Origin of the sequence: Pseudomonas sp. ADAK2, from assembly GCF_012935755.1 — a bacterium.
Classification (GTDB): Bacteria; Pseudomonadota; Gammaproteobacteria; order Pseudomonadales; family Pseudomonadaceae; genus Aquipseudomonas.
Genome location: NZ_CP052862.1, coordinates 1,362,197 through 1,382,751, shown reverse-complemented (window position 1 = coordinate 1,382,751; position 20,555 = coordinate 1,362,197). Strand labels below are relative to the sequence as shown.

The 20,555-nt window shown below is 55.6% G+C and carries 30 protein-coding genes, 1 tRNA gene and 1 pseudogene; 9 read left to right on the top strand and 23 right to left on the bottom strand.

The features are described from left to right. Positions 1 to 149 precede the first annotated feature (149 nt). Positions 150 to 1,175 (top strand): hypothetical protein, encoded by a 1,026-nt coding sequence (locus HKK52_RS06235; protein WP_169370038.1) that lies wholly within the window; start codon positions 150 to 152, stop codon positions 1,173 to 1,175. Positions 1,176 to 1,329: 154 nt separating this feature from the next. Here HKK52_RS06235 and HKK52_RS06230 read toward each other — a convergent pair whose 3' ends face one another. After that, positions 1,330 to 1,929, bottom strand: a complete 600-nt coding sequence (locus HKK52_RS06230; protein ID WP_169370037.1) for a hypothetical protein — start codon at positions 1,927 to 1,929, stop codon at positions 1,330 to 1,332. A gap of 94 nt (positions 1,930 to 2,023) precedes the next feature. On the opposite strand from HKK52_RS06230, the gene HKK52_RS06225 reads away from it, so the two are divergent. Then, positions 2,024 to 2,108, top strand: a tRNA-Ile gene (locus HKK52_RS06225). A gap of 50 nt (positions 2,109 to 2,158) precedes the next feature. On the opposite strand, the gene HKK52_RS06220 is transcribed toward HKK52_RS06225, so the two are convergent. Then, the gene (locus HKK52_RS06220; RefSeq protein WP_169370036.1) at positions 2,159 to 4,321 is read right to left on the bottom strand and encodes a DNA cytosine methyltransferase; all 2,163 of its coding nucleotides are present in this window, start codon (positions 4,319 to 4,321) and stop codon (positions 2,159 to 2,161) included. A 79-nt stretch (positions 4,322 to 4,400) separates the two neighbouring features. Between HKK52_RS06220 and HKK52_RS06215 the strand changes: the two genes are divergently transcribed. Both HKK52_RS06215 and HKK52_RS06210 read left to right on the top strand, forming a co-directional pair. Next, the gene (locus HKK52_RS06215) at positions 4,401 to 4,586 is read left to right on the top strand and encodes a hypothetical protein (protein ID WP_169370035.1); all 186 of its coding nucleotides are present in this window, start codon (positions 4,401 to 4,403) and stop codon (positions 4,584 to 4,586) included. Positions 4,587 to 4,773: 187 nt separating this feature from the next. After that, positions 4,774 to 5,418, top strand: coding sequence for a hypothetical protein (locus HKK52_RS06210; RefSeq protein WP_237150712.1), 645 nt, complete (start codon positions 4,774 to 4,776; stop codon positions 5,416 to 5,418). 33 nt (positions 5,419 to 5,451) lie between these two features. Here the strand turns inward: HKK52_RS06210 and HKK52_RS06205 are convergent. Then, a pseudogene (locus HKK52_RS06205) lies at positions 5,452 to 5,854 on the bottom strand (hypothetical protein). Positions 5,855 to 5,963: 109 nt separating this feature from the next. Between HKK52_RS06205 and HKK52_RS06200 the strand changes: the two are divergent. After that, positions 5,964 to 6,782 (top strand): putative phage abortive infection protein, encoded by an 819-nt coding sequence (locus tag HKK52_RS06200; RefSeq protein WP_169370033.1) that lies wholly within the window; start codon positions 5,964 to 5,966, stop codon positions 6,780 to 6,782. Between the two features lie 31 nt (positions 6,783 to 6,813). Here HKK52_RS06200 and HKK52_RS06195 read toward each other — a convergent pair whose 3' ends face one another. From HKK52_RS06195 to HKK52_RS06130, 15 genes are all read right to left on the bottom strand, one after another. Further along, positions 6,814 to 7,134, bottom strand: coding sequence for a hypothetical protein (locus HKK52_RS06195; RefSeq protein ID WP_169370032.1), 321 nt, complete (start codon positions 7,132 to 7,134; stop codon positions 6,814 to 6,816). Between the two features lie 72 nt (positions 7,135 to 7,206). Next, on the bottom strand, positions 7,207 to 7,458 hold the full coding sequence (locus tag HKK52_RS06190; protein ID WP_169370031.1) for a hypothetical protein: 252 nt from the start codon (positions 7,456 to 7,458) through the stop codon (positions 7,207 to 7,209). Further along, positions 7,418 to 7,684 carry a hypothetical protein gene (locus HKK52_RS06185; RefSeq protein WP_169370030.1) on the bottom strand — a complete coding sequence of 89 codons (267 nt, stop codon included), beginning with the start codon at positions 7,682 to 7,684 and terminating at the stop codon, positions 7,418 to 7,420. The genes HKK52_RS06190 and HKK52_RS06185 overlap by 41 nt, the downstream gene beginning before the upstream one ends. 2 nt (positions 7,685 to 7,686) lie before the next feature. After that, the gene (locus HKK52_RS06180) at positions 7,687 to 8,349 is read right to left on the bottom strand and encodes a lambda exonuclease family protein (RefSeq protein WP_169370029.1); all 663 of its coding nucleotides are present in this window, start codon (positions 8,347 to 8,349) and stop codon (positions 7,687 to 7,689) included. Continuing rightward, positions 8,349 to 9,338 (bottom strand): RecT family recombinase, encoded by a 990-nt coding sequence (locus tag HKK52_RS06175; RefSeq protein ID WP_169370028.1) that lies wholly within the window; start codon positions 9,336 to 9,338, stop codon positions 8,349 to 8,351. The genes HKK52_RS06180 and HKK52_RS06175 overlap by 1 nt, the downstream gene beginning before the upstream one ends. 55 nt (positions 9,339 to 9,393) lie before the next feature. Then, positions 9,394 to 10,521 carry a hypothetical protein gene (locus HKK52_RS06170; RefSeq protein ID WP_237150708.1) on the bottom strand — a complete coding sequence of 376 codons (1,128 nt, stop codon included), beginning with the start codon at positions 10,519 to 10,521 and terminating at the stop codon, positions 9,394 to 9,396. A 158-nt stretch (positions 10,522 to 10,679) separates the two neighbouring features. Further along, positions 10,680 to 10,805, bottom strand: a complete 126-nt coding sequence (locus HKK52_RS32765; RefSeq protein ID WP_272900296.1) for a hypothetical protein — start codon at positions 10,803 to 10,805, stop codon at positions 10,680 to 10,682. Further along, positions 10,802 to 10,996 carry a hypothetical protein gene (locus tag HKK52_RS06165; RefSeq protein WP_169370027.1) on the bottom strand — a complete coding sequence of 65 codons (195 nt, stop codon included), beginning with the start codon at positions 10,994 to 10,996 and terminating at the stop codon, positions 10,802 to 10,804. Before HKK52_RS06165 ends, HKK52_RS32765 begins: the two co-directional genes overlap by 4 nt. Continuing rightward, a complete protein-coding gene (locus HKK52_RS06160; RefSeq protein WP_169370026.1) occupies positions 10,993 to 11,226 on the bottom strand; it encodes a hypothetical protein in 234 nt (77 codons plus the stop codon). The genes HKK52_RS06165 and HKK52_RS06160 overlap by 4 nt, the downstream gene beginning before the upstream one ends. Beyond that, positions 11,223 to 11,471, bottom strand: a complete 249-nt coding sequence (locus HKK52_RS06155) for a hypothetical protein (RefSeq protein WP_169370025.1) — start codon at positions 11,469 to 11,471, stop codon at positions 11,223 to 11,225. The genes HKK52_RS06160 and HKK52_RS06155 overlap by 4 nt, the downstream gene beginning before the upstream one ends. 26 nt (positions 11,472 to 11,497) lie before the next feature. Next, complete coding sequence (locus HKK52_RS06150; protein WP_169370024.1) at positions 11,498 to 11,923, bottom strand: hypothetical protein; 426 nt, start codon at positions 11,921 to 11,923, stop codon at positions 11,498 to 11,500. Between the two features lie 21 nt (positions 11,924 to 11,944). Then, complete coding sequence (locus tag HKK52_RS06145) at positions 11,945 to 12,763, bottom strand: hypothetical protein (protein WP_169370023.1); 819 nt, start codon at positions 12,761 to 12,763, stop codon at positions 11,945 to 11,947. Positions 12,764 to 12,884: 121 nt separating this feature from the next. After that, the gene (locus HKK52_RS06140) at positions 12,885 to 13,067 is read right to left on the bottom strand and encodes a hypothetical protein (protein ID WP_169370022.1); all 183 of its coding nucleotides are present in this window, start codon (positions 13,065 to 13,067) and stop codon (positions 12,885 to 12,887) included. 708 nt (positions 13,068 to 13,775) lie between these two features. Continuing rightward, on the bottom strand, positions 13,776 to 13,994 hold the full coding sequence (locus tag HKK52_RS06135; RefSeq protein WP_169370021.1) for a hypothetical protein: 219 nt from the start codon (positions 13,992 to 13,994) through the stop codon (positions 13,776 to 13,778). An 83-nt stretch (positions 13,995 to 14,077) separates the two neighbouring features. Next, positions 14,078 to 14,275, bottom strand: a complete 198-nt coding sequence (locus HKK52_RS06130) for a hypothetical protein (RefSeq protein ID WP_169370020.1) — start codon at positions 14,273 to 14,275, stop codon at positions 14,078 to 14,080. Between the two features lie 546 nt (positions 14,276 to 14,821). Between HKK52_RS06130 and HKK52_RS06125 the strand changes: the two genes are divergently transcribed. Beyond that, positions 14,822 to 15,043, top strand: a complete 222-nt coding sequence (locus HKK52_RS06125) for a hypothetical protein (protein ID WP_169370019.1) — start codon at positions 14,822 to 14,824, stop codon at positions 15,041 to 15,043. Between the two features lie 388 nt (positions 15,044 to 15,431). On the opposite strand, the gene HKK52_RS06120 is transcribed toward HKK52_RS06125, so the two are convergent. Both HKK52_RS06120 and HKK52_RS06115 read right to left on the bottom strand, forming a co-directional pair. Next, on the bottom strand, positions 15,432 to 15,695 hold the full coding sequence (locus tag HKK52_RS06120; RefSeq protein WP_169370018.1) for a hypothetical protein: 264 nt from the start codon (positions 15,693 to 15,695) through the stop codon (positions 15,432 to 15,434). A gap of 211 nt (positions 15,696 to 15,906) precedes the next feature. Next, on the bottom strand, positions 15,907 to 16,281 hold the full coding sequence (locus tag HKK52_RS06115; RefSeq protein ID WP_169370017.1) for a hypothetical protein: 375 nt from the start codon (positions 16,279 to 16,281) through the stop codon (positions 15,907 to 15,909). A 180-nt stretch (positions 16,282 to 16,461) separates the two neighbouring features. Here HKK52_RS06115 and rhuM point away from each other — a divergent pair, with 180 nt between their 5' ends. After that, on the top strand, positions 16,462 to 17,490 hold the full coding sequence (gene rhuM, locus HKK52_RS06110; RefSeq protein WP_169370016.1) for a RhuM family protein: 1,029 nt from the start codon (positions 16,462 to 16,464) through the stop codon (positions 17,488 to 17,490). A 55-nt stretch (positions 17,491 to 17,545) separates the two neighbouring features. On the opposite strand, the gene HKK52_RS06105 is transcribed toward rhuM, so the two are convergent. The 3 genes from HKK52_RS06105 to HKK52_RS06095 all read right to left on the bottom strand — a co-directional run bounded on the left by HKK52_RS06105 (position 17,546) and on the right by HKK52_RS06095 (position 19,034). Beyond that, positions 17,546 to 17,800, bottom strand: a complete 255-nt coding sequence (locus HKK52_RS06105; RefSeq protein ID WP_169370015.1) for a hypothetical protein — start codon at positions 17,798 to 17,800, stop codon at positions 17,546 to 17,548. Positions 17,801 to 17,927: 127 nt separating this feature from the next. Further along, on the bottom strand, positions 17,928 to 18,239 hold the full coding sequence (locus HKK52_RS06100) for a hypothetical protein (RefSeq protein WP_169370014.1): 312 nt from the start codon (positions 18,237 to 18,239) through the stop codon (positions 17,928 to 17,930). Between the two features lie 42 nt (positions 18,240 to 18,281). Next, positions 18,282 to 19,034 carry a S24 family peptidase gene (locus tag HKK52_RS06095; RefSeq protein WP_169370013.1) on the bottom strand — a complete coding sequence of 251 codons (753 nt, stop codon included), beginning with the start codon at positions 19,032 to 19,034 and terminating at the stop codon, positions 18,282 to 18,284. Positions 19,035 to 19,402: 368 nt separating this feature from the next. Between HKK52_RS06095 and HKK52_RS06090 the strand changes: the two genes are divergently transcribed. After that, complete coding sequence (locus HKK52_RS06090) at positions 19,403 to 19,606, top strand: hypothetical protein (protein ID WP_020799051.1); 204 nt, start codon at positions 19,403 to 19,405, stop codon at positions 19,604 to 19,606. Between the two features lie 400 nt (positions 19,607 to 20,006). Beyond that, positions 20,007 to 20,429, top strand: a complete 423-nt coding sequence (locus HKK52_RS06085) for a phage regulatory CII family protein (protein WP_169370012.1) — start codon at positions 20,007 to 20,009, stop codon at positions 20,427 to 20,429. Positions 20,430 to 20,555: the final 126 nt, after the last annotated feature.

Below are 20,555 nucleotides of genomic sequence, written 5' to 3'. Positions count from 1 at the left end.
CGACCGAGTCCGAGCCGAGCCCGCAGCACATATGGAAATGTTTGAAGGTTCGTTTCGCTAGTAAGTAAGACTCCGTGCAACCACAAAACTATAGGGTGGCGTTAAATTGAAAACTGGGATAAAAAGATGTCAAGATTGGGCTGGGATCAATGAGCTGGGTAGTAGGTGAAACTATGGAAAGAAGCAAGGCTAGAAATCATCACTATATATCGCAAGTTGAACAGCGGCTAAATGCGATTGATAAATCCGTCAGTTCAGAAAATCAGCGGATCTTCAAGTTTGAGGTCGTTGATGCTGAGTCAAAAATAATAAAAAATCTGGATCTTGCAGGTAAAAAGATAGAAAAGAATCTTGCGATTAAAGATTTGTATGCTCTTAAGATGTTAGAGGGAGGCGGTCAAGAAAATTTAGAAGCTGCCTTTCAGGTCTACGAAAATGATATCGGAGAGTTAACGAAATCTCTGCTTGAAAAAATTGCGGATCCAAATTCAACAGATTTCAAAGTGGAAATTTTAAGGCTTTATCTTTTGAAGTTTCTAAACTCATTCAGAAATCCCTATTCAATCAAAAAAACACTACACACCCTTGCGTCGTTGAAAGGCGTTGTGCCGGGTAGTGCGCAGTTGGCGGAAAATTTCTCTAGCATCGACGATGGTCGTAGAAGCCAGGTTGCAAGAATTTGCAGGGAATATGGTGTATCGGAAGATGAATATATTGAGTGGTTAAAGGCCATATATCTTTTGATTCTTCAGCCGCTTGATAATGGACTAAATTTGCTTGAAACAATGGTCAAGTCTTTGGTGGAGAATGAGCGCCTAGTAAAAGATATTACGGTCTTTAGTTACGACAATGAGGGTGGTGGTGTCGGTATTCTACTTTGTGATCGTGGAATGGTTGAAGGTAATGTCGATGATGGTGTTTTGATACAGCTGTTTAATTTAGATGCAAATAACTTTGTGTCTTTTATGTTTATCGATGTTGCGGCTCAGCAAATAGTTCCAGTTCCGCCAAGATATCTTGAAGGCATAGAGCGACTAGCCAAAGAAACTAAGGTTAGTAACCCTGTCAACGACATGAACATGCTTGCTGCATACAATCGGTATTGCGTATGGCAGGCAGCTAGTCACGTATATTGCTCAAGGGTAATTGTTTTCGGTATTGAAGTTATCCATTAGCAGTAACTTCCTAGAAAGAGGCGCCCGGGATGTTGTGATAGGTGGTGTTAGCTAGCATGCTGCAACTGCTCGTCGCCAGTGGCGATACTGCCGTCGATTCATATAGCGTAGATTTCAGCCGGTAGCTTGGCGGCGATACGCCAGAAGAGACTGATCATGCCGCACGCTCCTGCTGATAGAAGTCCCACGCTGCTTTGTCACCCTGGGCCACGTACCAAGTCAGGTCGCCGTTATCTTCCTGATCGCGGACTGAGCCGCCGTACTGGCAGCCGGGGAATTTGAACGTGGTGGACATGACGATCCACGGGTAGCCAATCTTAAATTCGCCGAATGTTAGGTCGGGGCGCTCGGCCAGCACCCTGACCTTGAAGGATTCACCCTTGGCGTTTGCATCTGCGATCAGCTTGTCCCGCAAGTCTTTGCAGTCCTGATCGCAGTAGGCGTGCCGGCCGGCGTAGATGAGCGTGAGCGGATTACCTTCGTCGTCCTCGGCGTCCTCATAAAGCGGGGTTTCGCAGTTGTTGCAGTACAGCCACCAGCCTTGGTCGTGATACGCCTTTGCTGGAATGAAAGATTGCCCGGCGAATTCATCTGCCCACGGCGCGCGCCGGCAAAAGCTCACTTCCTCGAAGGCCAGGTTCAGTTCGTTCCCGCCTTCGCGGCGAGCCTGGGCGCTGCTGCTGGCGAAGGTGATGACATGTTCGCCTTCGGACCCTTCACCAACGTGATAGGCCTTTTGTTTTTCTGTGGGCATGGAGCGTCCTCGCCGGTAGTGGCGTATTGATATTTTCTTGGCGGTGAGTTAAATTTCCTGCCGCTCAGCCTCCTGCGGAAAGCAAAAGCTTTCCAGAGGTGGCAGAGTGGCCGATTGCACCGTCCTAATAAGTCGGCGAATGGGCAACCGTTCCATGGGTTCGAATCCCATCCTCTCCACAAAACCCCTTCCAGCAATGGAGGGGGTTTTGCGGTTCTGGGGTATGGGATTAAGCGGCGGCCGCCTGCCTTTCTATTGCTCGCCACGGGTCGTTGGCGCGAGCCAATGCTGCCATTGGCGGCGGGCTGACGCTGTTCCCGCACATGTGCACCTGCTGGGTCTTGGTGAATGGTTTGCCATCGGCGCCGTGGCTGATGATGTAGTCAGCGGGGAAGCCCTGAGCCTTGTAGAGCTCTGCCGGTTGCAGCATCCGCAGGCAGATGTCGACGATCACGTACGGAGTGCCTTTGATGGTGACGGTGACCAGGGCCAGCCGGTCCTTGGTGGTGATGGTCGGTGCGGGCTCGCCAGCGGCGCTCACGTTCTCAGTGCCGTAGTAGCTGATCAAGAATGCTGCGACCAGCAGCGCGCCGGCTTCTACCTCGGGCGAAAGCTGAAACTCGACCAGCGAGCTTTTGCCGCCGCCTCCCGCCGTGATGGTTGGTGCGGGTTCGTCCACGGCCTGGCCAACGCTGGCGCCAAACTGGCGTTCCATGAAGGCGGTGACCAATCCGTGGTGGGTGCCGCCGGCGCTGATGGTGTGTAGCGGGTCTGCTGCGTCCCGCGCGTCGCAGTTGCCGCGCAGATGCACCAGGTTCGCCGTCACCAACTGCTGCTGGCTGCCAGTGTTGGTGACCGTCGTCATCGGGTCTTCGATGCTCTTGGCGTCGGTGGTGTTGAAGCCGCCATTCATCTGGGCCATGAACACCGTCGAGATACCCATCGCGTGGGCCGCTCCGGCTGGGCGCTGATAGTTGCCGCCGCTGGTGATGGTCGGCAGCGGCTCATTGAGTGCCTTGCCTTCATCCGAAAACCGGAACTTCACTAGGTGCGCGGCGGCGATCGCGCGGTGGTTCTGGGTCATCAGCGTCCCGGCCGGCTGATCAATCGATGCCGGCTTGCCCGAGTACTCAGGTCCACCGGTACCGACCAAGACAGCACTGGTGAGAGCATGCTTCACACCGCCGGCTACCACTGTGCCAAGCGGCTGATCCAGACCAGGCACGCGCGGCTCCTGTCCCGGGCGTTCGCCGTATCCGGTCTGAATGAGCGTCGGACTGATCAGCGTCAGCTCTCCGCGGTTGGCGCAGGTCACCGTCGGCAGCGGGGCGTGTGGGTCGTTGATCCGGTCGCTGCCCTGGTGCGTGGCTGGCGCGATGATCGGGCTGGCCATTGCGAAGGATCCGCCGCGCGGCCAAGAGGTGACAGTGCGCAGCGGGTCGTGCGCTGACTGCACGCTTTCTCCGGACCAGTTTGCGATCGGCACGATAAAAGGGTCGGCGGCATCGATGACGAACTTCTTCATGCCCTTGGCGATTCGGCGCAGGGTGGCGGGTGCCAGCGGCTTGGGCCGATCGAAGATGCTTTTGCTCGGGATCGTCCAGTCGATGCATTCGGCGGCGGTGCGCCACTTCTGCTGACCCTTCACCGGGTGCTTGGCGTGTGTCGGCGCCGGCCAGACAATGGGCTCACCGTCACAGCGGGCGATCATGAACAAACGTTCCCGACTGGTTGGCGCGCCGAAGTCGCAGGCCTTGATGACGCGCCACTCGACGACATAGCCCAAGCGCTGCAGCTCGGCAACGAAGGTTGCCCAGGTCTGGCCGCGGCGCTTCGGGTCAGGCACCAGGAACTGCTGGTGGACCGGGACGACTTCACCCAGCTCGGCAATGGCTCCACCCAACTTCATCACTCGGCCAGTTGCCTTGCAGCGTTTGGCGATCAGCGGCCCCCACTGGAGGATCTGTTTCACGTTCTCTAGGCTGATGACGCGGGGCTTCTTCTTGCCGGCCCACTTCAGACCAATCCATGACAGGTTACGAATCTCACGCTTACGCGGCTGGCCGCCGGCGGCCTGGCTGTGATGTGTGCAATCCGGCGACATGTGGAACCAGCCAACGGCCTTGCCGCCGCATTCGGTATCCGGATCACCCTCGAACACGTCGGTGGTGTAATGAACAGCGCCCGGGTGATTCACGGTGTGCATGCTGATCGCTTGAGGGTTGTGGTTCTTCGCTACGTTCACCGCGCGGCCCAAGCCCATTTCCAGACCGGTACCGGCGCCACCACCACCACAAAAGAAGTCGACAACGATCTCATCGTCCTGAGTGCTGAAGCCAAGTCCGTATTGGGTTTTGAAATCGAAGGGGTGTTTCTTCTGTTGTGCGGACATAGGGGATCCTCGCCGGCTGGCGTGATTCAAAAAGTTGGGGTATTTATTTATGTCGAACTCAGCCTGGCTGGAGGCCGACATGAGACTGCAAAGCGATATCGATGCACTCGCGGCGATCGAGGAAGACGCGCGAATGATGCTGAAGCGAATAGGGATACCCGACGACAAGCAGAAGCTGGAAGTCGTGATCTGTTTGCGGCAGATCATCGACCTGGCGAATTACAGGAAAGCGACTGATCGATTTTCAGAGTCGTCAGCGCGGTAGGTGGTGCCTTTCGGCTGCTGGCGTGATTCGTTGAAGTGGGTTATTTGTGTTCGGCCCGACATGGGCTGGACACATTCGAGAGAAAGCAATGGCAGAGCGAAACCAGCATGGACTTGGCCGGTACGTGCCAAAGGATGTCCGTCGTGAAATCCGGACTCGGTGTGGGTTCGGCTGCGTGATATGCGGCTTGGCTTACTATGATTACGAGCACTTCGATCCCGACTTCAAGGATGCGAAGGAGCACAATCCAGCCGGGATGACTCTGCTCTGCATGCAGTGCAATCAAAAACGAGCGCGTGGAACTCTATCTGCCGCAACTGTTGCCAGAGCGAACGATAACCCTGTGTGCAAGCAGCAAGGGTTTGCCTCAGAGTTGTTTGATTTCGGCCCTGATCCTATTGAAGTTCGATTTGCCGGCGTCAGCTTCGTTGATTGTAAAGTTCTAATTCAGGTCCATGGAGTGAACCTGCTATCTGTTCGACCTCCCGAAGAGCCGGGTGCACCGGTTCTACTATCGGGATTTCTTGCGGATACAACAGGCGCAACAACACTGAGGATCGATGACAACGTGTGGTCAGCCGGTGACGACAATTGGGATGTGGAAATTGTCGGGCCTTTGATAACAATTCGTCGTGGCCCTACGGACATTGCTCTGCAAGTGCGGACATTACCTCCGCATGCAATCGCTATCGAAAGAATCGATATGCTATTTGAAGGTTATTTCTTAAGTGGCGACGAGAGTGCTCTGCGGATATCCACTGATGGAAAGAACTGGAGTGCTTTTTCAACGGTAGGGATGCACGGTTGTGACATCGGCATAAGCTTGCGCTGAAGAGTTTGATCTGAAGCAATAAATTATGACTAATCAGGCGCGCCGAACGTTAAAGTGCAACATCGCCTTTATGCTGTGGCAGTAATCCTGAAGCCGCTCGTAGGCCTTGTATTTGGCCTGACTTCGAGTGGCAGCCCACACCCCTGACCAGATCTTCGCGGGCCTCGCGGTTCCAGTCCAGATCATCCCAGTCATGCTTGAACTGCAGGGCCAACCACTCTTTCAGCGGCAGCGTCTCGGCCATTTCGCCGTACTGCATTTCGTGCGTTGGGTGGTAGTTGCCGATGCGCTTCTTCGGGGCTTCATCCAACGCCACGCCGATGTAGTGGCCACGATCCGCCAGGATGACGCCGGGCTTCCCGTGGGCAATCACGCGGCGGCCGATTTCTGCGGGCACTTGATAGTGCTGCCGGACGTATGCGCAGTTGTGGGTCAAGGATTATTTCCAGTCAGGCGCCGCCCTCCGTGACCGGTGGTGGCATTTTGATTTGGGTTAAGGTATTACGGTTGACCGGCATGGAGCCGGGTCAGATAGGTATAAATATATGAAGAAAAGAATTAGTGCTGAAGCAATGATCGCTGGCGGTGTATTGGCAGTATTAATAGCATATGTTGGCTATTATTATTTTTTGTACTCAGGTTATTCCTCGTCGGAGGCTATTACTGATTTGAAGGGGGTTCGCAGTGGGACATTTGGAGATGCATTTGGCGCCCTAAATGCCCTTTTTTCAGGCTTGGCGTTCTCTGGCGTACTAATCACGCTTTATTTTCAGAGAAAGGATTTAAAGGAAAGTCATATTCAAAACGCTAAGCAGCAAACAGAGTCACAATTTTACAATATGCTTGCCCTTCAGCAGCAAGTTGTCCAAGGATTTGATTTGCATCGTAGTGGTCCCGATGCCCATACGATACAGGGACGAGATTGCTTTCGCGATTGGAAGCGAAAAATGCAGGCGCGGTACGTCGCTCTGAGCCCAGATTTTCAAGGCAAGCCGGATATCAGCCGAGGAATTGAAGCTTTTAAAAAAATATACAGAGCTCATCAGGGCGATTTGGGTCTTTACTTTAGAAGTCTTTATTCTGTATTTAGATTTCTTGATGGGGTGGATCCTTCGCAAAGAAAACATTTAGGAGCAGTCATGCGCTCTTTGTTATCTGATTATGAGCTGGTATTTATTTTTTATAATTGCCTTAGTGAAAAAGGACGAAAATTCAATCGTTTTGCAATTGAGTATGCTTTGTTTGATAATTTGGATGCTCAACGGCTGCTGAACTTCGAACATGTGGCTCATGCGGATCGATTATCGCTAGGTGAAAACCAACTCGCATTGAAAATCAGAGAGGCCGCATACACTAATAAGTAAAACTAATTCAGAAGCGGAACGATTAGAACATTTATGGACTAACAATTTCATCGCCAGGGTTTTTTCGAATCTCGATCAGGCTCTGATTGTGAAATTTCCGCGCCACGTTATCGCTAATTACGATTTTGTGGCGCGCAGTTAATGCCATTCGAGCACCCTCAGGTCCGAGCGAATGCACATAGCGCAGGCAGCCTTCAATCACTGAGGCCTGCTCGGTATCATCGTTCCAGGCCATGAGCGTTTCCAGCGTCTGCCGCGTACCGAGCCTGACCCGGTGCCGCAGTTCCTTCTCGTCGTACTCGATCCGCTTCTCGGCGGCCTTCGCCGATCGCTCTTGTCCACTCTTGGCCATGGCCAACCTCTTCTATGCCACTGGCCGGCAGCGCCAGCCAGGTTTGTCGTTTGCGTTGTTGTGACCGGCTCTTCATCGAAACGCCGGCTCCAGCTTCGGATAATCGATGTCGTAATCCTTGATCAACCGGTAGAGCAGCGTTGAGCTGATGCCCAGGGTTGCGCAACACCGCGTTCGGTTGATGCCTTTGGCTATGCAGTCCTTCACCTGGGTGACCAGCAACGAATCGGATTCAAGCGCCGTCTTGTTCGGCGCGAAAGCCTTCTTCGGGCCGGCGGTGAACTCAATGGCGTAGCGCGCAGCAATGCCCCGAAGAACCCCCATCGTTATACTTTCTTGCTCGCATATTTCGGCCCTGGTCAGTTTCTTGGCCAAGGCGCGGATCCGCGAAATCTGCTGCGACGTTTCGGATTTCACCGCGGGCCGTTGGAAGTTCGGAGGCTGGCGCCCGCTGGATAAAGACCATGGCCAGGAACTGCGCGACCTGGGTGGCGAGTTCCATGGCCACTGGTTGGCGCTCGTTGATGATGTTGAGGTGGTTGCTGATCATGATCAGGCTCCTAAACGATGGGCTTGCGCACGAGCTTTGTCCGCGACCTCATCAACCATACGATTCAGCTCCAGGTTGAACTGGACCAGTTCAATGTGCAGGTTTGCGATGTAGTCTTCGTCGCGGTGAATCGTCTCGATGTAGAGCTGACACTCTTCATCCTGGCGAGAATCGAACGACAGAAAGTCCCACCATTTTCGGCCCGTAACGAACATGCAGCCCTGGACCTGCGGCATGTGTTCCTCTGGCATGCCTTCGAGCCATGTCCTGACGTGAATCGCTTCATTGAAAGGGCACTTCGACTCTGTGCCCCCGTCATCTTGGACCAAGCCGTCTGGAGAGCAGCCAAGCCAGTCGTACTTCGGGTGGACGATGAACTCGGACGGTATGACGATGTTGCCGGTTAACATCTCGTAGGCGTCCTGCGCCTTCTGCTCTTCGGTGTGGCCCCACTTCATGGAAGCACTGCTGACGTTGTGTTTCGACTTCTTTGCCAGTCGCTCGAAGCACAGTTCGCGCATGTAGGAGGTACGCGCTTGCATCGGCTCGCGCTTGCCATTTTTGTCGGGCTTACCCCAGGCCAGCACGTCTTTAAACCGGCTGGCGGTCACTCGGCCAGACCGGTCTGCATTCCACTTTTCAGTGCCCTGAAGTTCCGTTCTCACTATGCCGCTTCCCCGGCCTGAGTCAGGCCGTCGTGGGTGCCATTCATGTCGGTAAAGTCGGCATCAACGGTAGCCGCCATGTTCTTCAGCGCTTCGTGGCATTCCAGGCCGATGGCTGCACGCTGTTTAGGCTTGAGGCCTGCCCAGGCTGTCGCATAGGCTTCGATGTCCTGCTGTTTCGCGACGACCAAAAGGTCCGCAAATACTCCGTCGATTTCCGGAGATGGGGATTTCGGACCGAACGACACGCCAGCAGTGGCCGCGGTGTTTGAAGCCTGCTTGGCAGGAGTGATATCGATTTCGCCGCCGTACGAGTCTTCGAATTCGTCGGGGGTATAGACGCCGAGGATGACGTCAGGGCAGAAGAGTCGCGCCCATTTTTTTGTCACTAGGTAGGCGATCTGCTGTTTGGGGTCTTCCGCCCAAAGCGTAGAGTTCCGCGTGCGGACCTGGGTAAGCAGGAGTTCCAGAACGCGCGGCTCGTCTTCACCTTTGAAGGTTGCCCAGACCTTGATGCCGAGGCCCTTCTCATCGTCAAAGCTCCATCCGGGAACGCGATACTTCTTGAACTCGCCAGTGTCCTCGTCCTTCTTGGTCCGGCTAGTGACTTCGCGCATCTTCCCGATGACGTTTTCCCAGGCACCGAACCATTCGAAGTTCAAGCGACCCTTGACGGGGGCCTTGGCGATGATCACCGCGTTGACGAGTTGCGCCTCATAACTCAACGCGCCGCCATTGACGATGAATGTCTTCTGCGCAACAGCGAATGGGTTCATCTGCCACTGCATCGCCTGTAACACCACCGCCATGCAGTCAGCTTGATTGCCCCTCAGATGCTTGGGGACCGCTGTCACGCCTTTCGACATCATCAGCGCGAGGTCGCTCATCGACTTCATGGTGCCTGGGTCGAGAATGAGCGCTGCCGCGTTGTGCGATGGATCGTGGTACGTGGCGAGGCCGGTTTGTGCTTGGTTGTCTGAATCGGTCATTGCGCTCTCCGTGGCCGGTCAGGAGTTGGTCGGCCTTTAGATGGAAAGAGGGGAGTTAGAAGCGGATGGCTTGAAGCCAGGCGCGAGCAGTGTCGAGGTCCACGTCGAAGCCCAGGGCTACAACCTCGACAATGTCGTCAACCGATGGGGCGGTCGTAGTTACGTCGTCGGATTGAGCGGCGGCTGCATGTGCGCCGATGGGCACGACTTCGACCTTCTCTGCGACCACTGGCGCGGCCACCGGGGTGACTGGAGCAGGCGCGGCGGCCTGGGCGCGGAGACGGACCAGTTCTTCCTGGTCACGTTGATACTGTGCATCGCGCTCGCGCTGTTGGCGTTGCTGGGCTTCCATGTCGCGGCGCTGCTGGTCCAGTTCGTCCTGCTGCTTCTTCAAGCGCAGGCGGTCCTCCTCGGCACGTTGCTTGCGCAACTCCTCAGCCTCAGCGTCGGCAATGCGCTGCTTCTCGCGCAGCTCATCAAGTTCTTTCTGCTGGACCAGCAGCTTGGCGGCAGCCTCTTCTCGATCCAGGGCAGACTTGTGCAGCGTTTCCAACTGCTCAATAGCGTTATCGCGAGCGATGGTGCCTTCAGCTTCGAACTCTGCATATTCTTCCGGCAGGATCACCGATAGCTTCACGCCTTGCAGGATTTCGGCGATATCGACGGCGCTACGGCTCGCATATCCAGCAGCCACCGAGCTGAAGCGGGTAATCTTTGCCCTGATGGCTTCGACACGTTCGGCCTCGACGCGCTCGCGCTCGGCCTTGGCGTCAGCTACGCGCTTTTCTTCGGCCTTGATTGCTTCGTCGACAGGCGCCTCGATCGCCAGCACGCGATCCTTCAAGGCCTCGCCGAACTCCTTCACCTGGTTGACGCGAGCCTGGGCGTCTTTGACCTTCTGCTGATACGGAACGAGCGCGGTCTTGGTGGTGTTCGCCAGGGCATAGCGCACGTCGCGGATATCGACGCGTACTTCTTTCGCATTCGCCAAGCCTTCGCTGGTCGAGCAGTCAACGACCAGCTTCGCGTAAGTCGTTTCCAGGCGGACGATCTGCTCTTCGTGCGGGCGATATTCAGCGATGTCGGTGACGGCTACCGCAGGGACTACAGCTTTTGGTGCGTCGACGGTTTCGCTCATTTCGAGCGATTCTTGTACGGAGGCTTGCTTGGCATTTGCGGACATGACAGTTCCTTGCCGCGCGGTGCGCAGCTTTGAAAGGCGTGAGGGTTATTGAGTGACGCGGTCAGCGAGAGCGCTGAGCAACATCAGGAAAGCGAAGAGGCCGAGGGCGGGGAAAGAGCCGCGCCAGATCAGCAGGCGCCGCGCCCGCTGGCGACTGGTCACCGGAACACCCGGTAGGTCGTCGAGTGCGGCACCTGGCATACACCAGAAGCTTCGCGCTTGACGTTGTAGGCGAGCATCACCACAAGCAGGCCGGCGGCGAGTAGCCAGAAGACTGGCTTCATGGTCGAACCCTCACAGCGATCCGACCACCCTTCATGGTTGCCGCCAAACGACGTGGCAAGCTGGCAACCAAGGATTCGCGGGATTTTCCGATCACCTCGTTGAAGGGAAGGCCGAAACCCAGCAGGACCAGCTTCGATTCGATTTCATCGAGCTGCTCGTCGATCAGGGATTTAACCGGTGGGGTCGTCATGCTGCAGCTCCTTGCTTGATCGATTCGTTGTAGGTGGCGTAGATCTGGTCGACCCGCGCCCGGTAGTGGCGGTGCTCGTTGTCGTCGATGGCGCGCAACAGGTAGGCCAGGGTGATGACCGATGTTGCTGCCGAACTGGCGTTGGGCTTCCCGAGGTCGCGGATCATGTTGTCGATCTCGCCCTCGATCCAGCCGATCGCTGTTTGGTGATCGCGCTGCTGTGTGTTCACGACGACTTCTCCTTCAAGCCCCAGAATTCGCCGATCGCATCAGTGGCGGCGGCGACACGTTTGGCACTGGCCTTGCGCTCATCCAGTTCACGAACTGACCGATCTGCCAGTGCCTGGGTGCGCTTCAGCGCCTCGGCCTCGTAGTCGTGGAACTCTTCCGGCTGAGGCCTCTTCTCTCGCCCCCAAGCGTCGTAGCGCCTGTCCCACTCCCGGGCCTGGGCGCTGTCTGCATAGCTGGTTGCCATGGTCGCCTCCAGAGTGGCGGGGTGATTCAGTCTGTGTAAGCGATGTACTTAAATTTGCCTTCGCCGAGACGCTCGAAGCGACCACCGAAAGTGCCGCGCACCTTCGCCAGAATTTCTTCTGTAGTTGTGCCTTCGGGGTATACGCCTTCGCAGATCTGCGAGGAGTTGGTGTGCGAGCAGATTCTGTAATCGATCTTGCTCGGGTCGAGTGGGCGAGGTTCCCAGCTCCGGTAGATGCCGGTTGCCTTGTCCACATTGACGACGTAGTCGTTGACGATCACGTCGTCAGCTTCGTCCCACTCGCATTTGTCACAGAAGTGGCGCGCATCGGTGCAAGCCGAGCAAGGAGGGTTGATGTGGCAGCTACAGCCGTCCGCCTTGCGTATCTTGATCAAGCCTTGGCAGCCTTTGCGACGGCAGACATCACCTTCGCAGTGTCCGAAATCGCTCATGGCGACCTCCAGTGTTTGGGGTTAGGCGGCAGGAGTGACTTCAGCCTCAAGCTTCGCAAGCTGCGTGCGCAATTCTTCGATACGCTTCAGTGTTTGCTTGTGCTGCTCAGCGCTGTGCTTGTCACGAACAGCCTGAGGGATGGCGATGCCTTCGATTTTTTCCCAATCGGTTAGATGGATGCTGATCCGATCCGAAGCGAGGTAAGCGGCGGCGTCTTTGTCTAGCTGCGCCTGGGCCATAGCCAGCGCATCTTCGTAGCTGGTAGCGGGGTAGATTGTCTTGCTGCTACCGCTACCGTCGCGGTAGTCATGCAACCGATAGGCGAGGTCGCCATCCGACTTGCCCATCAGGGAGACGAGCTTGATACCTTCGACTCTTGTGCGACCACCGTAGGAGTCGCAGTCGTAGACCTTGCTGCTGTCTGCCCAGCTGATGATTTCGGGCGAATAACCAGCGACAAAGAGGTGGGTGATCTGGCCCGCCATGAAGAGCTTCAACGTTTCAATCTGGCCTACGTCGCCCCCCTTGACGAAACTAAGCAGCACGTCGGCATGAACCTTTGCCTTTTCCTTCGCCAGTGAAAGCCGGCTGCCCTGCTGGTCAATCTGGGCTTGGAGTTTTTTCCGATCACTTTCGTAGCGCTGCTCAAGCTCGCGCAGGTTCTTTTCCTTCCACGACTCAGCGGGCTGATCGTGAAGGCTTTTCACAACGAAGTTTTCGCCGCTCGGGATTTCCTGCCCGGCGCTGACGAATATTTCCTGGACGATGGTTTGTTCAGCGTTGAGCTTGCCGACGACCAAAACCTTTTTGCCGTCGCTGGTGTATTTGATATCGGTCATCACTTGCTCCTGATGGTTGATCCAACAAAACTCGGCTGCACTCATCCGTTCCGCTCGTTGCCGTTGGGCGCAGAGGGGAGTGCATGCGGGTGGTGTCGGGAGGAGGGTGCAGCCGGCCCGATTAGGCCAGCCGGAATTTTCTTTCAGGGAAGTCCCTTTCGAACTCCTCAAGAATGCGGCCCGCAAGTTCCGGGCATTTGCGTGGAAGGGCGTGGTCGCGGTTGTCAGTCGTTTCCAATTTCTTCCCAATGAAGCAAAAGACGAACGCCCAGCCTTTGTCCGTTTGGACTTGAAGCTTTTCCATGTGGCGGCTCCGTTTTGAGATGTGGGGCCCAGGCCCGCTACTGGCGACGGCCTGGGTTTGCAACGTCAAGTTGTCCTGGTGCGCTGGGGTGGCCTACCGGAATCCCGGCCGATGCGCGGTGACATCGACGGCCTACTGTCCGCTGCCTGAATGAGTGTTGGGCGCAGCCTTCAGGCTTGCTGTGCCACGCAGGTGAATCGTTCAGCTACTTCATGGCGCGCCCTCCGTGCGGGGTTTCAACTGCGGGAAAGCCCACTGGCAGTTGGTGTTGCAGATGGCCGGAGCTGATCCCGGCATGAAGTACTGAGTTCGTCATGTCACTGTTCCGCATGACCGGCTTCGATCCTCGCCCCTGTAATCCCGCGAGGTATCCCAACAAGGCCCGAGCCCTCTGCGCATCAGCACTGCGCATTCATCTGCTTGCCGGTTACGTCTCCGGCGCCAGCCTTTGCTGGCCGTGGCCCAGGGTTTTGAGTCCTTCTGCTACTGGTGCTCTACAGGACTTGATGCAGGTGGGCGGTTATAGGCCGCAGTTTCGTCCGCATCGGGGTGTGATCTGGCCGGTACTGAACTCCGGCTTTGCGGATAGTCACCGCTTGGGTTACCCCAATTCCGCTGGACCTTAGCCAATCAGTCTTGGCATTCAGATCACACCCCGATGCGCTCTCATAGAGAGGATCGGGCAGTTGTAAACTCCGGGTTTACAACTCAATTACCTTTCATCAATTCGAGCGTTGTGATGGCCGAGTTGTAACCGCGAGCCCACTCTGCCGGTTTTCCGCGCATCTCATCCTTCAGCTTGATGATTGCCTCGTCGATAACCAGATTTCTTTCCGCCTGGTACTTCTTCTTCCAATTGATCGGCGGCTTCGTCGGTGCGGCGTGGCGCTTTTTGAAGCCAGCTACGTAGTCGCTTGCTGTGACCATCTCTGTTGCCTCCGAACCGTCAAGCCTGACTTGTCAGTTGATTTCCCGTCTGGCCCTGTCGCCAAGGCCAGACAGTGGAATCTTCACGCCTTCAGTTCGGCAGCAGCTTCGGCTGGAGTGCAGCCATCGGCGTAGTAGTCGAACGCATCGCTTTCTTCATCCGACCCTGCAGCAATGAAGTGGCCGAGGATTGCGCCAAGGCGCGAGATCCAGCGGCTGTAACTGATTTCAGCAGCGTCGGTGCGGCACTCGTCGGCCGCCATGGTTGCCATGTTGAACATCGTGTTGCCCTCCGGTTGTCATCCCAAAACCCGCTCATTGAACGGGCTTCAGTGATGCTTTCCGCCGTGACCCGCTTCTGGCGTCGGTCACTGGCCTATCCCAAATTATTCGTCCAGCCGCGGGCCTTTCGGCTTGTTCTCCCGCTGGATAACTGTTCTTGGCGTTTTACGCTGCACGCCTGGGTCAGTTGCCAACCCTCTGAACCGTTGAGGCCGGTTCATCGCTGCCTTTGAATCTGGGCCGGTGGTGATCCGGCAAGGTGAAGCGGAGAAGCTAAAGAGCGGTTGTGCGTGCTGCTTTGCTGTCTCGACTTCCGGTCCCGATGTGGGGACTGGGCTTCGATGGAATGAACATTACCTATGGGTAACTTCATATGCAATACCTTCGGGTAATTATTTTTGCGTGGGCGAAAAAAAGCCCGCGCGCGGCGGGCTTTGATCTGGCTATTTATTTTGCGGTGGGGGTTAGCAGCCCCGTACGTCGATCCTACAAAACATCAGCGACGGCGCAGCATCTACCAATTACAAACAACCAGGTGAGCTGCAATGAGCGAAGATCAAAAAGAGAAGGCGATAGCTACTTGGCGCAGGCTGCTGGAAGAACCTGAGATCCGCATGAGCGTCGAAGAACAGTTCGAAGCCCTGGTGATGATGGCGGACGAGCTGAAGCGCACCGGGGTGATCGACAGAGAGGAATGGCGGGAACTGGCGGAGGAGGCCAGCGCCTTCTATGCGCACACCATCGAGGGGCTGGAAGGCGGGACGTGACAGAGGAGTTTCAGGCAAAAAAAGCCCGCCAAGGGGAGGTGGGCTGTAAAAAGTCATGAGGACATGTAGCAGCATAGGCAACCACTACTGCCACGCAAAAAAGCAAAGAAAAATCCGCGCTCGACTACGTCTGGCCACCATTGGTCGCGCGAAGTGCCATCACACTGAACGCCTCCAACGCTCCGCCCTCTACCCCCCAATAGAACAATAATAAGGTGCTCCAAATGAGAGAGGCACAGCGAAGACTGGCCATGACAGCCTGGCGTGAGCTGTTCGGACTGGCTGGAAGTCAAATGGATGCAGAGGTTAAGTACTTCGGGTTGTTGAGGCGGGCTGACGCCATGGAGCGCGCCGACCTCATCACCAGCGACGAGTGGCGAAGGCTTGTTCAGGAGGCAGGGGCATCACTTGCGAGCACCGCAGAGTGCATGGGAGGACCAGGGTAGGGTGGGGAGAGCAGCTCTGTAATTGCCCTATCCATCACCTCCGCGTTGAATCTCAGATCGCCAACGCGAACCCTCAGCTTCTGCGTCGTTTCTGTCGCACCTTCTTTATCCAGCCACGCTGCGATTTCCTCGAAGGCCTCGCCGATCATCATTTGATTCAATTGAAGGCTGGCCAGCACAGCCGGGAATAGTTTTGGGTGGGCCACGACTCATTCCTCCATAAGGGCATTGGGCGCAGACAACAAAAAGCCCGCACTGGGCAGGATATTTGTCGAAGGGGCGCCGATCCGTCAGCCCGGCCAGTGTGCAGCCACGCGATGTGACCGCTCAACAGCGATACGACGAAAGGCGGGAATGAAAAAGCCCGGCGCTGGGCAGGGCTCGATGATGGATACCTATGCTGCTACCGCCAAGGCATTACCCCTCACAAGCAGTCGGATCTTCATAGACTTCGCACCACGCAGCCTTCATCAGCGGCTTGCACTCCGCGTCATACTTTCCCCTTAGCTTGGCAGTGCTGGCCGGGGTCATTGGTCCTGGGATTTCCTCGCCTAAATCCACCATCTTTTGCGCTACGGCGTCCTGGGCTTCTTGGGTATCGCCGGCGCGCTTCAAAAGTGCATAGAAAGCTTTTGACGACTGTTTGCGACTTATGTCGGGCTGGTCGCCAACAACCGACAGTAATTCGTAGTAGGCCGCACAATGAATGTCCTTCTCATTTGAAGCATCGGCTAGGGCAATAGACGAAGCGCTGCAGCAAAGGACAGCCAGTAGCCAAGAAATTCTGATCATTACTTTCTTCCAATAAATGTGTTGCGCAAGTGCGCAGCCATAGTATCGGCGAGAAAGTGAGGGTCTAGAGTGCGGGGAGAGGGGGCAGTCAAAAAAAACGGCGCTGGGCCGGGCGCGGTTGATGTGCAGGGGGTAGAGTGGCATCGTGACAAGTTACGAAATCAAATATCGGAGCAAGTAATGTCAGTGGAAGAAAATGGCAGCAATCAGCCAAAAAATAACCAAATGCTGTTCACTGATGAGGAGACGGAAGTAAGTCTTAGATTTGACTCCGAGGACCAGTCGCTCTGGGCTACAGGCCAGAATATTGCTCAGCTCTTTGGCGTTGACTATTCAAACGCGTTAAAGCATATCAAGAACGTTTATGCAGACGAGGAGCTTGATAAATCGGCAACCATGGCAAAATTTGCCATAGTTCAGAATGAGGGTGGTCGGGATGTGATGCGCGCGGACGTGCCTCACTACAACATCGACATGATCATCTCTGTTGGTTATCGCGTAAATGCCAAAAGAGCGGTGAAGTTTCGTCAGTGGGCCACTAAGACACTGAAAACCTTCATTGAGCAAGGTTATGTAATCAACGAAAAGGCTCTGCGGGAGTCGCCAGAAAAACTCAACAAGCTTGCCGCTGCAGTACGAGCTCTCCGGTCTGAGGAGAAGCAGGTCTACGCCAAGGTGCGAGAGTGTTTCAAAATTTGTTCCTCGGACTACGACTCTGGTTCGAAAACGGTCAGAAACTTTTACTCGTTACTACAGGATAAATTTCATCACGCAGTTACTGGAATGACAAGCTCAAAGCTGATCCTTGATCGGGCGAATCATCATACTGAAACAATGGGCATGCAATCAATTCGCGGCGACTTTCCGACACTCGAGGAGGCTAAAACAGGAAAAAACTATCTGAATAGTGACGAGCTTTACCGCCTTCACTTGCTGTCTGAGCAGTTCATGTTATACGCGGAGAGTACAGCCCTTACGAAGCGTCCCATGACCATGGAGTCACTTCACGGAAAGCTTGACGCCCTGTTGGTCTTTAATGATTACCCAGTATTCAGCGGATATGAGGATTACATTAAAGAAGAGGCGATCAGTCATGCACGTCAAGAACTGGGGTTGTATAAAAAGCGTAAGAAAATCGAGTCGCTGGGCTATGCATACGACGAGGACGCCTTGGCTTCCGGCGAATACGACGAGCTTCTAATCGATTAAAGAGTCAGGCAAATGACTGGAATCTGATCCTAGCCAAACTGCTGGCAATACTCGCTTACTCAGCCTTGCCCCGCACAATCCTTCCCGCCTTCACCTCATCAGCGTGGCGGCGAATCTTTTCTTGCTGAGCTTTCAGAAGAGCGGAGATCTTCATAAGCGCAACGGCATCATCGGGGGATCTGCCGCGGCCGGCCATGCTGGTCAATTCGGCCACTGACCAGTCGATGACCGCGGACGCATCGTCTAGGTCGTAGAACAGCTCTTGCTGGGCTGTTCTGGGGCCGTCGAGGCCTTGTATGAGATCTGCCATCTATTTGATTGTCCTGGTTATTGCGCCGGCTTTGATCTCGTCTGAATACGCGGTTAACCGGTCTTCGTCCGAATGGAACGCAGTGCACATCTTCAACAATGCCTGGACATCGCCTAATGCGCCTGCATCATCGGTCGTACCGCTTGCCGCCCGTGGAGATCAGATAGAGCGACTCTGAGTAGGGTAGGCGGGCGAGAATTTTCGTATTGTTCACCACGGCACCCATGGTCACCCCTCGGCAAAGCAGACTAACGCTGCCCTGCAGGCGCTCGCACATGGCGTCGGCACTGTCGATAAAGTTGGTCTTGTTCAGCCGCAGCATTATCACCGTGCGCCCCTCGGGCACTGCGCCGATCGGCGGCACGGCAAAGATAGTTATCTGGGTGTAGATGACTATCGCAACGAGAGCGACGATTCCAGTAATCACCAGCTTTTTCATGGAGTCCATTCCTTTTGGTGTGTGGTGCGAGCGTTGCGATTGTTATCGGGAGTACATTGCCCACCAAAACACGTGACCCAGGATCGCGATTTGCTGCTCCTGAATCTCGGCGAAGGTGTAGTCCTCATCCGGGTGCTCGTCACGATTGAAGCTGCGCAGGCGGATACCGGTTGGCAGGCGATAGACCTGCTTCACCCGGAGCTGGCCGTTATGGTTGATCGCGTACATATCGCCGTCGACGATATGGCCTAGCGAATTTTTGCCGACGTTCACGCCTACCGTGGCACCGTCGCGCAGCACAGGCAGCATGCTGTTACCACTCACCACCACACACTTCGCGTTGCTGAACTGCACGTTGTTGTGTCGGAGGTCTTTCTTGAAGAAGCGCAGCCTGGCGCTGTCGCTTTCAGCGATCGCGAACCGGCCCGAACCCGCGGCCAACTCTACTTCTTGGAGGAATGGCACGTAGACCTCGTCGTCATCGAGCGGGGTTTCGTCATCCCATGTATCGATATCGGAAAGGTGATCGGGCGGACTTTTTCTAGATCCGTCGCTATCCGCTGGCATTCCTACTTTATCGAGCTGATACCGGTCCAAGCCCAGTGCCTGCTCAATCTCCCGCGCAAAATCCTCGCCGATGTTCTTCCTGCTCGATGCTGGCATCGATGTTGAAAGGCATCGCGATATGTAATTTGCGCTTTTGCCGAGGGCGTCAGCCAGGCGGGCCTGCTTTCCCTCGAAGCGCTGCTTCATGAGCGACCGCAAGTTTTCGCGGCGAATTTCTGAAATTTCCATCGCCAAATCATCCCTTCCTGTTACCAAAAGGTAAATTCCCTGTAGGTATTGCTTTGTGATTACCTGCGGGTAATAATCAAATTACCTAAAAGGAGGCCCGACATGCGGACCAAACACCCAAGCCTGCTGGCCTGGCTCAAGGCGGCAACAGACACCGATGTCGCCCGCACAGGGACCACTCGCGCATATCTGAGATTGATCGCCTACGGGCACAAAACTGCGTCTGCCGAAATCGCTGCTCGTACAGAGAGCGCGACCGGAGGGTCGGTTACGCGCCAAGAATTAAGGCCTGAAGACTGGCGCCAAATTTGGCCTGAGCTTTCCGCCGCCTAACCCAGCCCCGTCACACCGAAAGCGGAAGTGAACCTATGGCCTACGACGATAAAGCGCACCGGCACGAACACCAGGTGAAGGTGCGCCTCGATGACGAAGTCTTTCAGGAACTGAAGGACGTAGCCCGCGACATGAAGCTGCAACACAGCGTGCTTAGCCGAGAAATCATCGAGGCCGCGCTTGAGGTCAAGCGAACGCTCGGAGAGCTGCCGTTTGAGCTGGAGAAAAGACGCGCCTGAGAAGGCCATAGAGGGGGATTCATGCCCAGTGCAGTAGTTGAACTCAGGAAGGGCGCAACAGAAGAACTGGCGCGATGGGCGTCGGAGATCGGAATCACCCCGGATGCCTTGGCCTCCGAGCTCTTGCGACTGGCCATGCCAGGACTCAAGAAAGCGATCTGCGACAGCACACCACCCGAAAGCAACGTGGTTGCCTTCCCTCCAAAGCGGTGATTCACAGCCCTTATTAGGGACCGCAGGGCGAGCAGGGCAGGCCGGTAGCGGGTTTCAAGATTGTCCACGGTCCCTGTTTCGGGACTGGAGAAAAAGAAGGTCATGGATTCGTCCCTGATCAGTTGATGAACGAATTATTTCCTTGTTGGCGTATCGCCACCACGGAAACAGAAACGAGGTTTTACGAATGGAAGATTTCCTGCGGGCCTGCCAGAGCGCTGTTCTGGACAACGAGGCAAAAGCACTGGCGGCAAAGATGGGCGTTCCGCATGTAGGTCTTCTTCAGCGGGCAAACCCTGACAACGATGCGCATCACCTGACCGTGGAGCATTTGTTCGGGATCTTGCTGCACACCGGCGACATGCGCCCGCTGCTGGCCTTGGCCAACGAGTTTGGTTTCGACCTGGTCGCCAAGACCGCGCCCAAGCCTCAGGCGCTGACCAAGTCGCTGATCAACGTCGGCAAGGAAGTGGCGGACCTGACCATCGCAGTTCACCAAGCGCTCGACGACGACCGCGTCAACACCTTCGAGAAAACCCTGATCCGCCAAGAAATCAACCATGTTCGTCAGAGCCTGGACGTGATGGATGCGTCGGTGAAGGCCGCCTGATGTTCCCGCATGCACAAGCTTTATTTGATGGTGCAGATGGAAAAGCCCAGAAAAAGGAGGGCTCCCCAACACTATTTGGGTAACGGCTTCAAAACCCAGGCACAAAAAAGCCGACGGTCGAGGTCG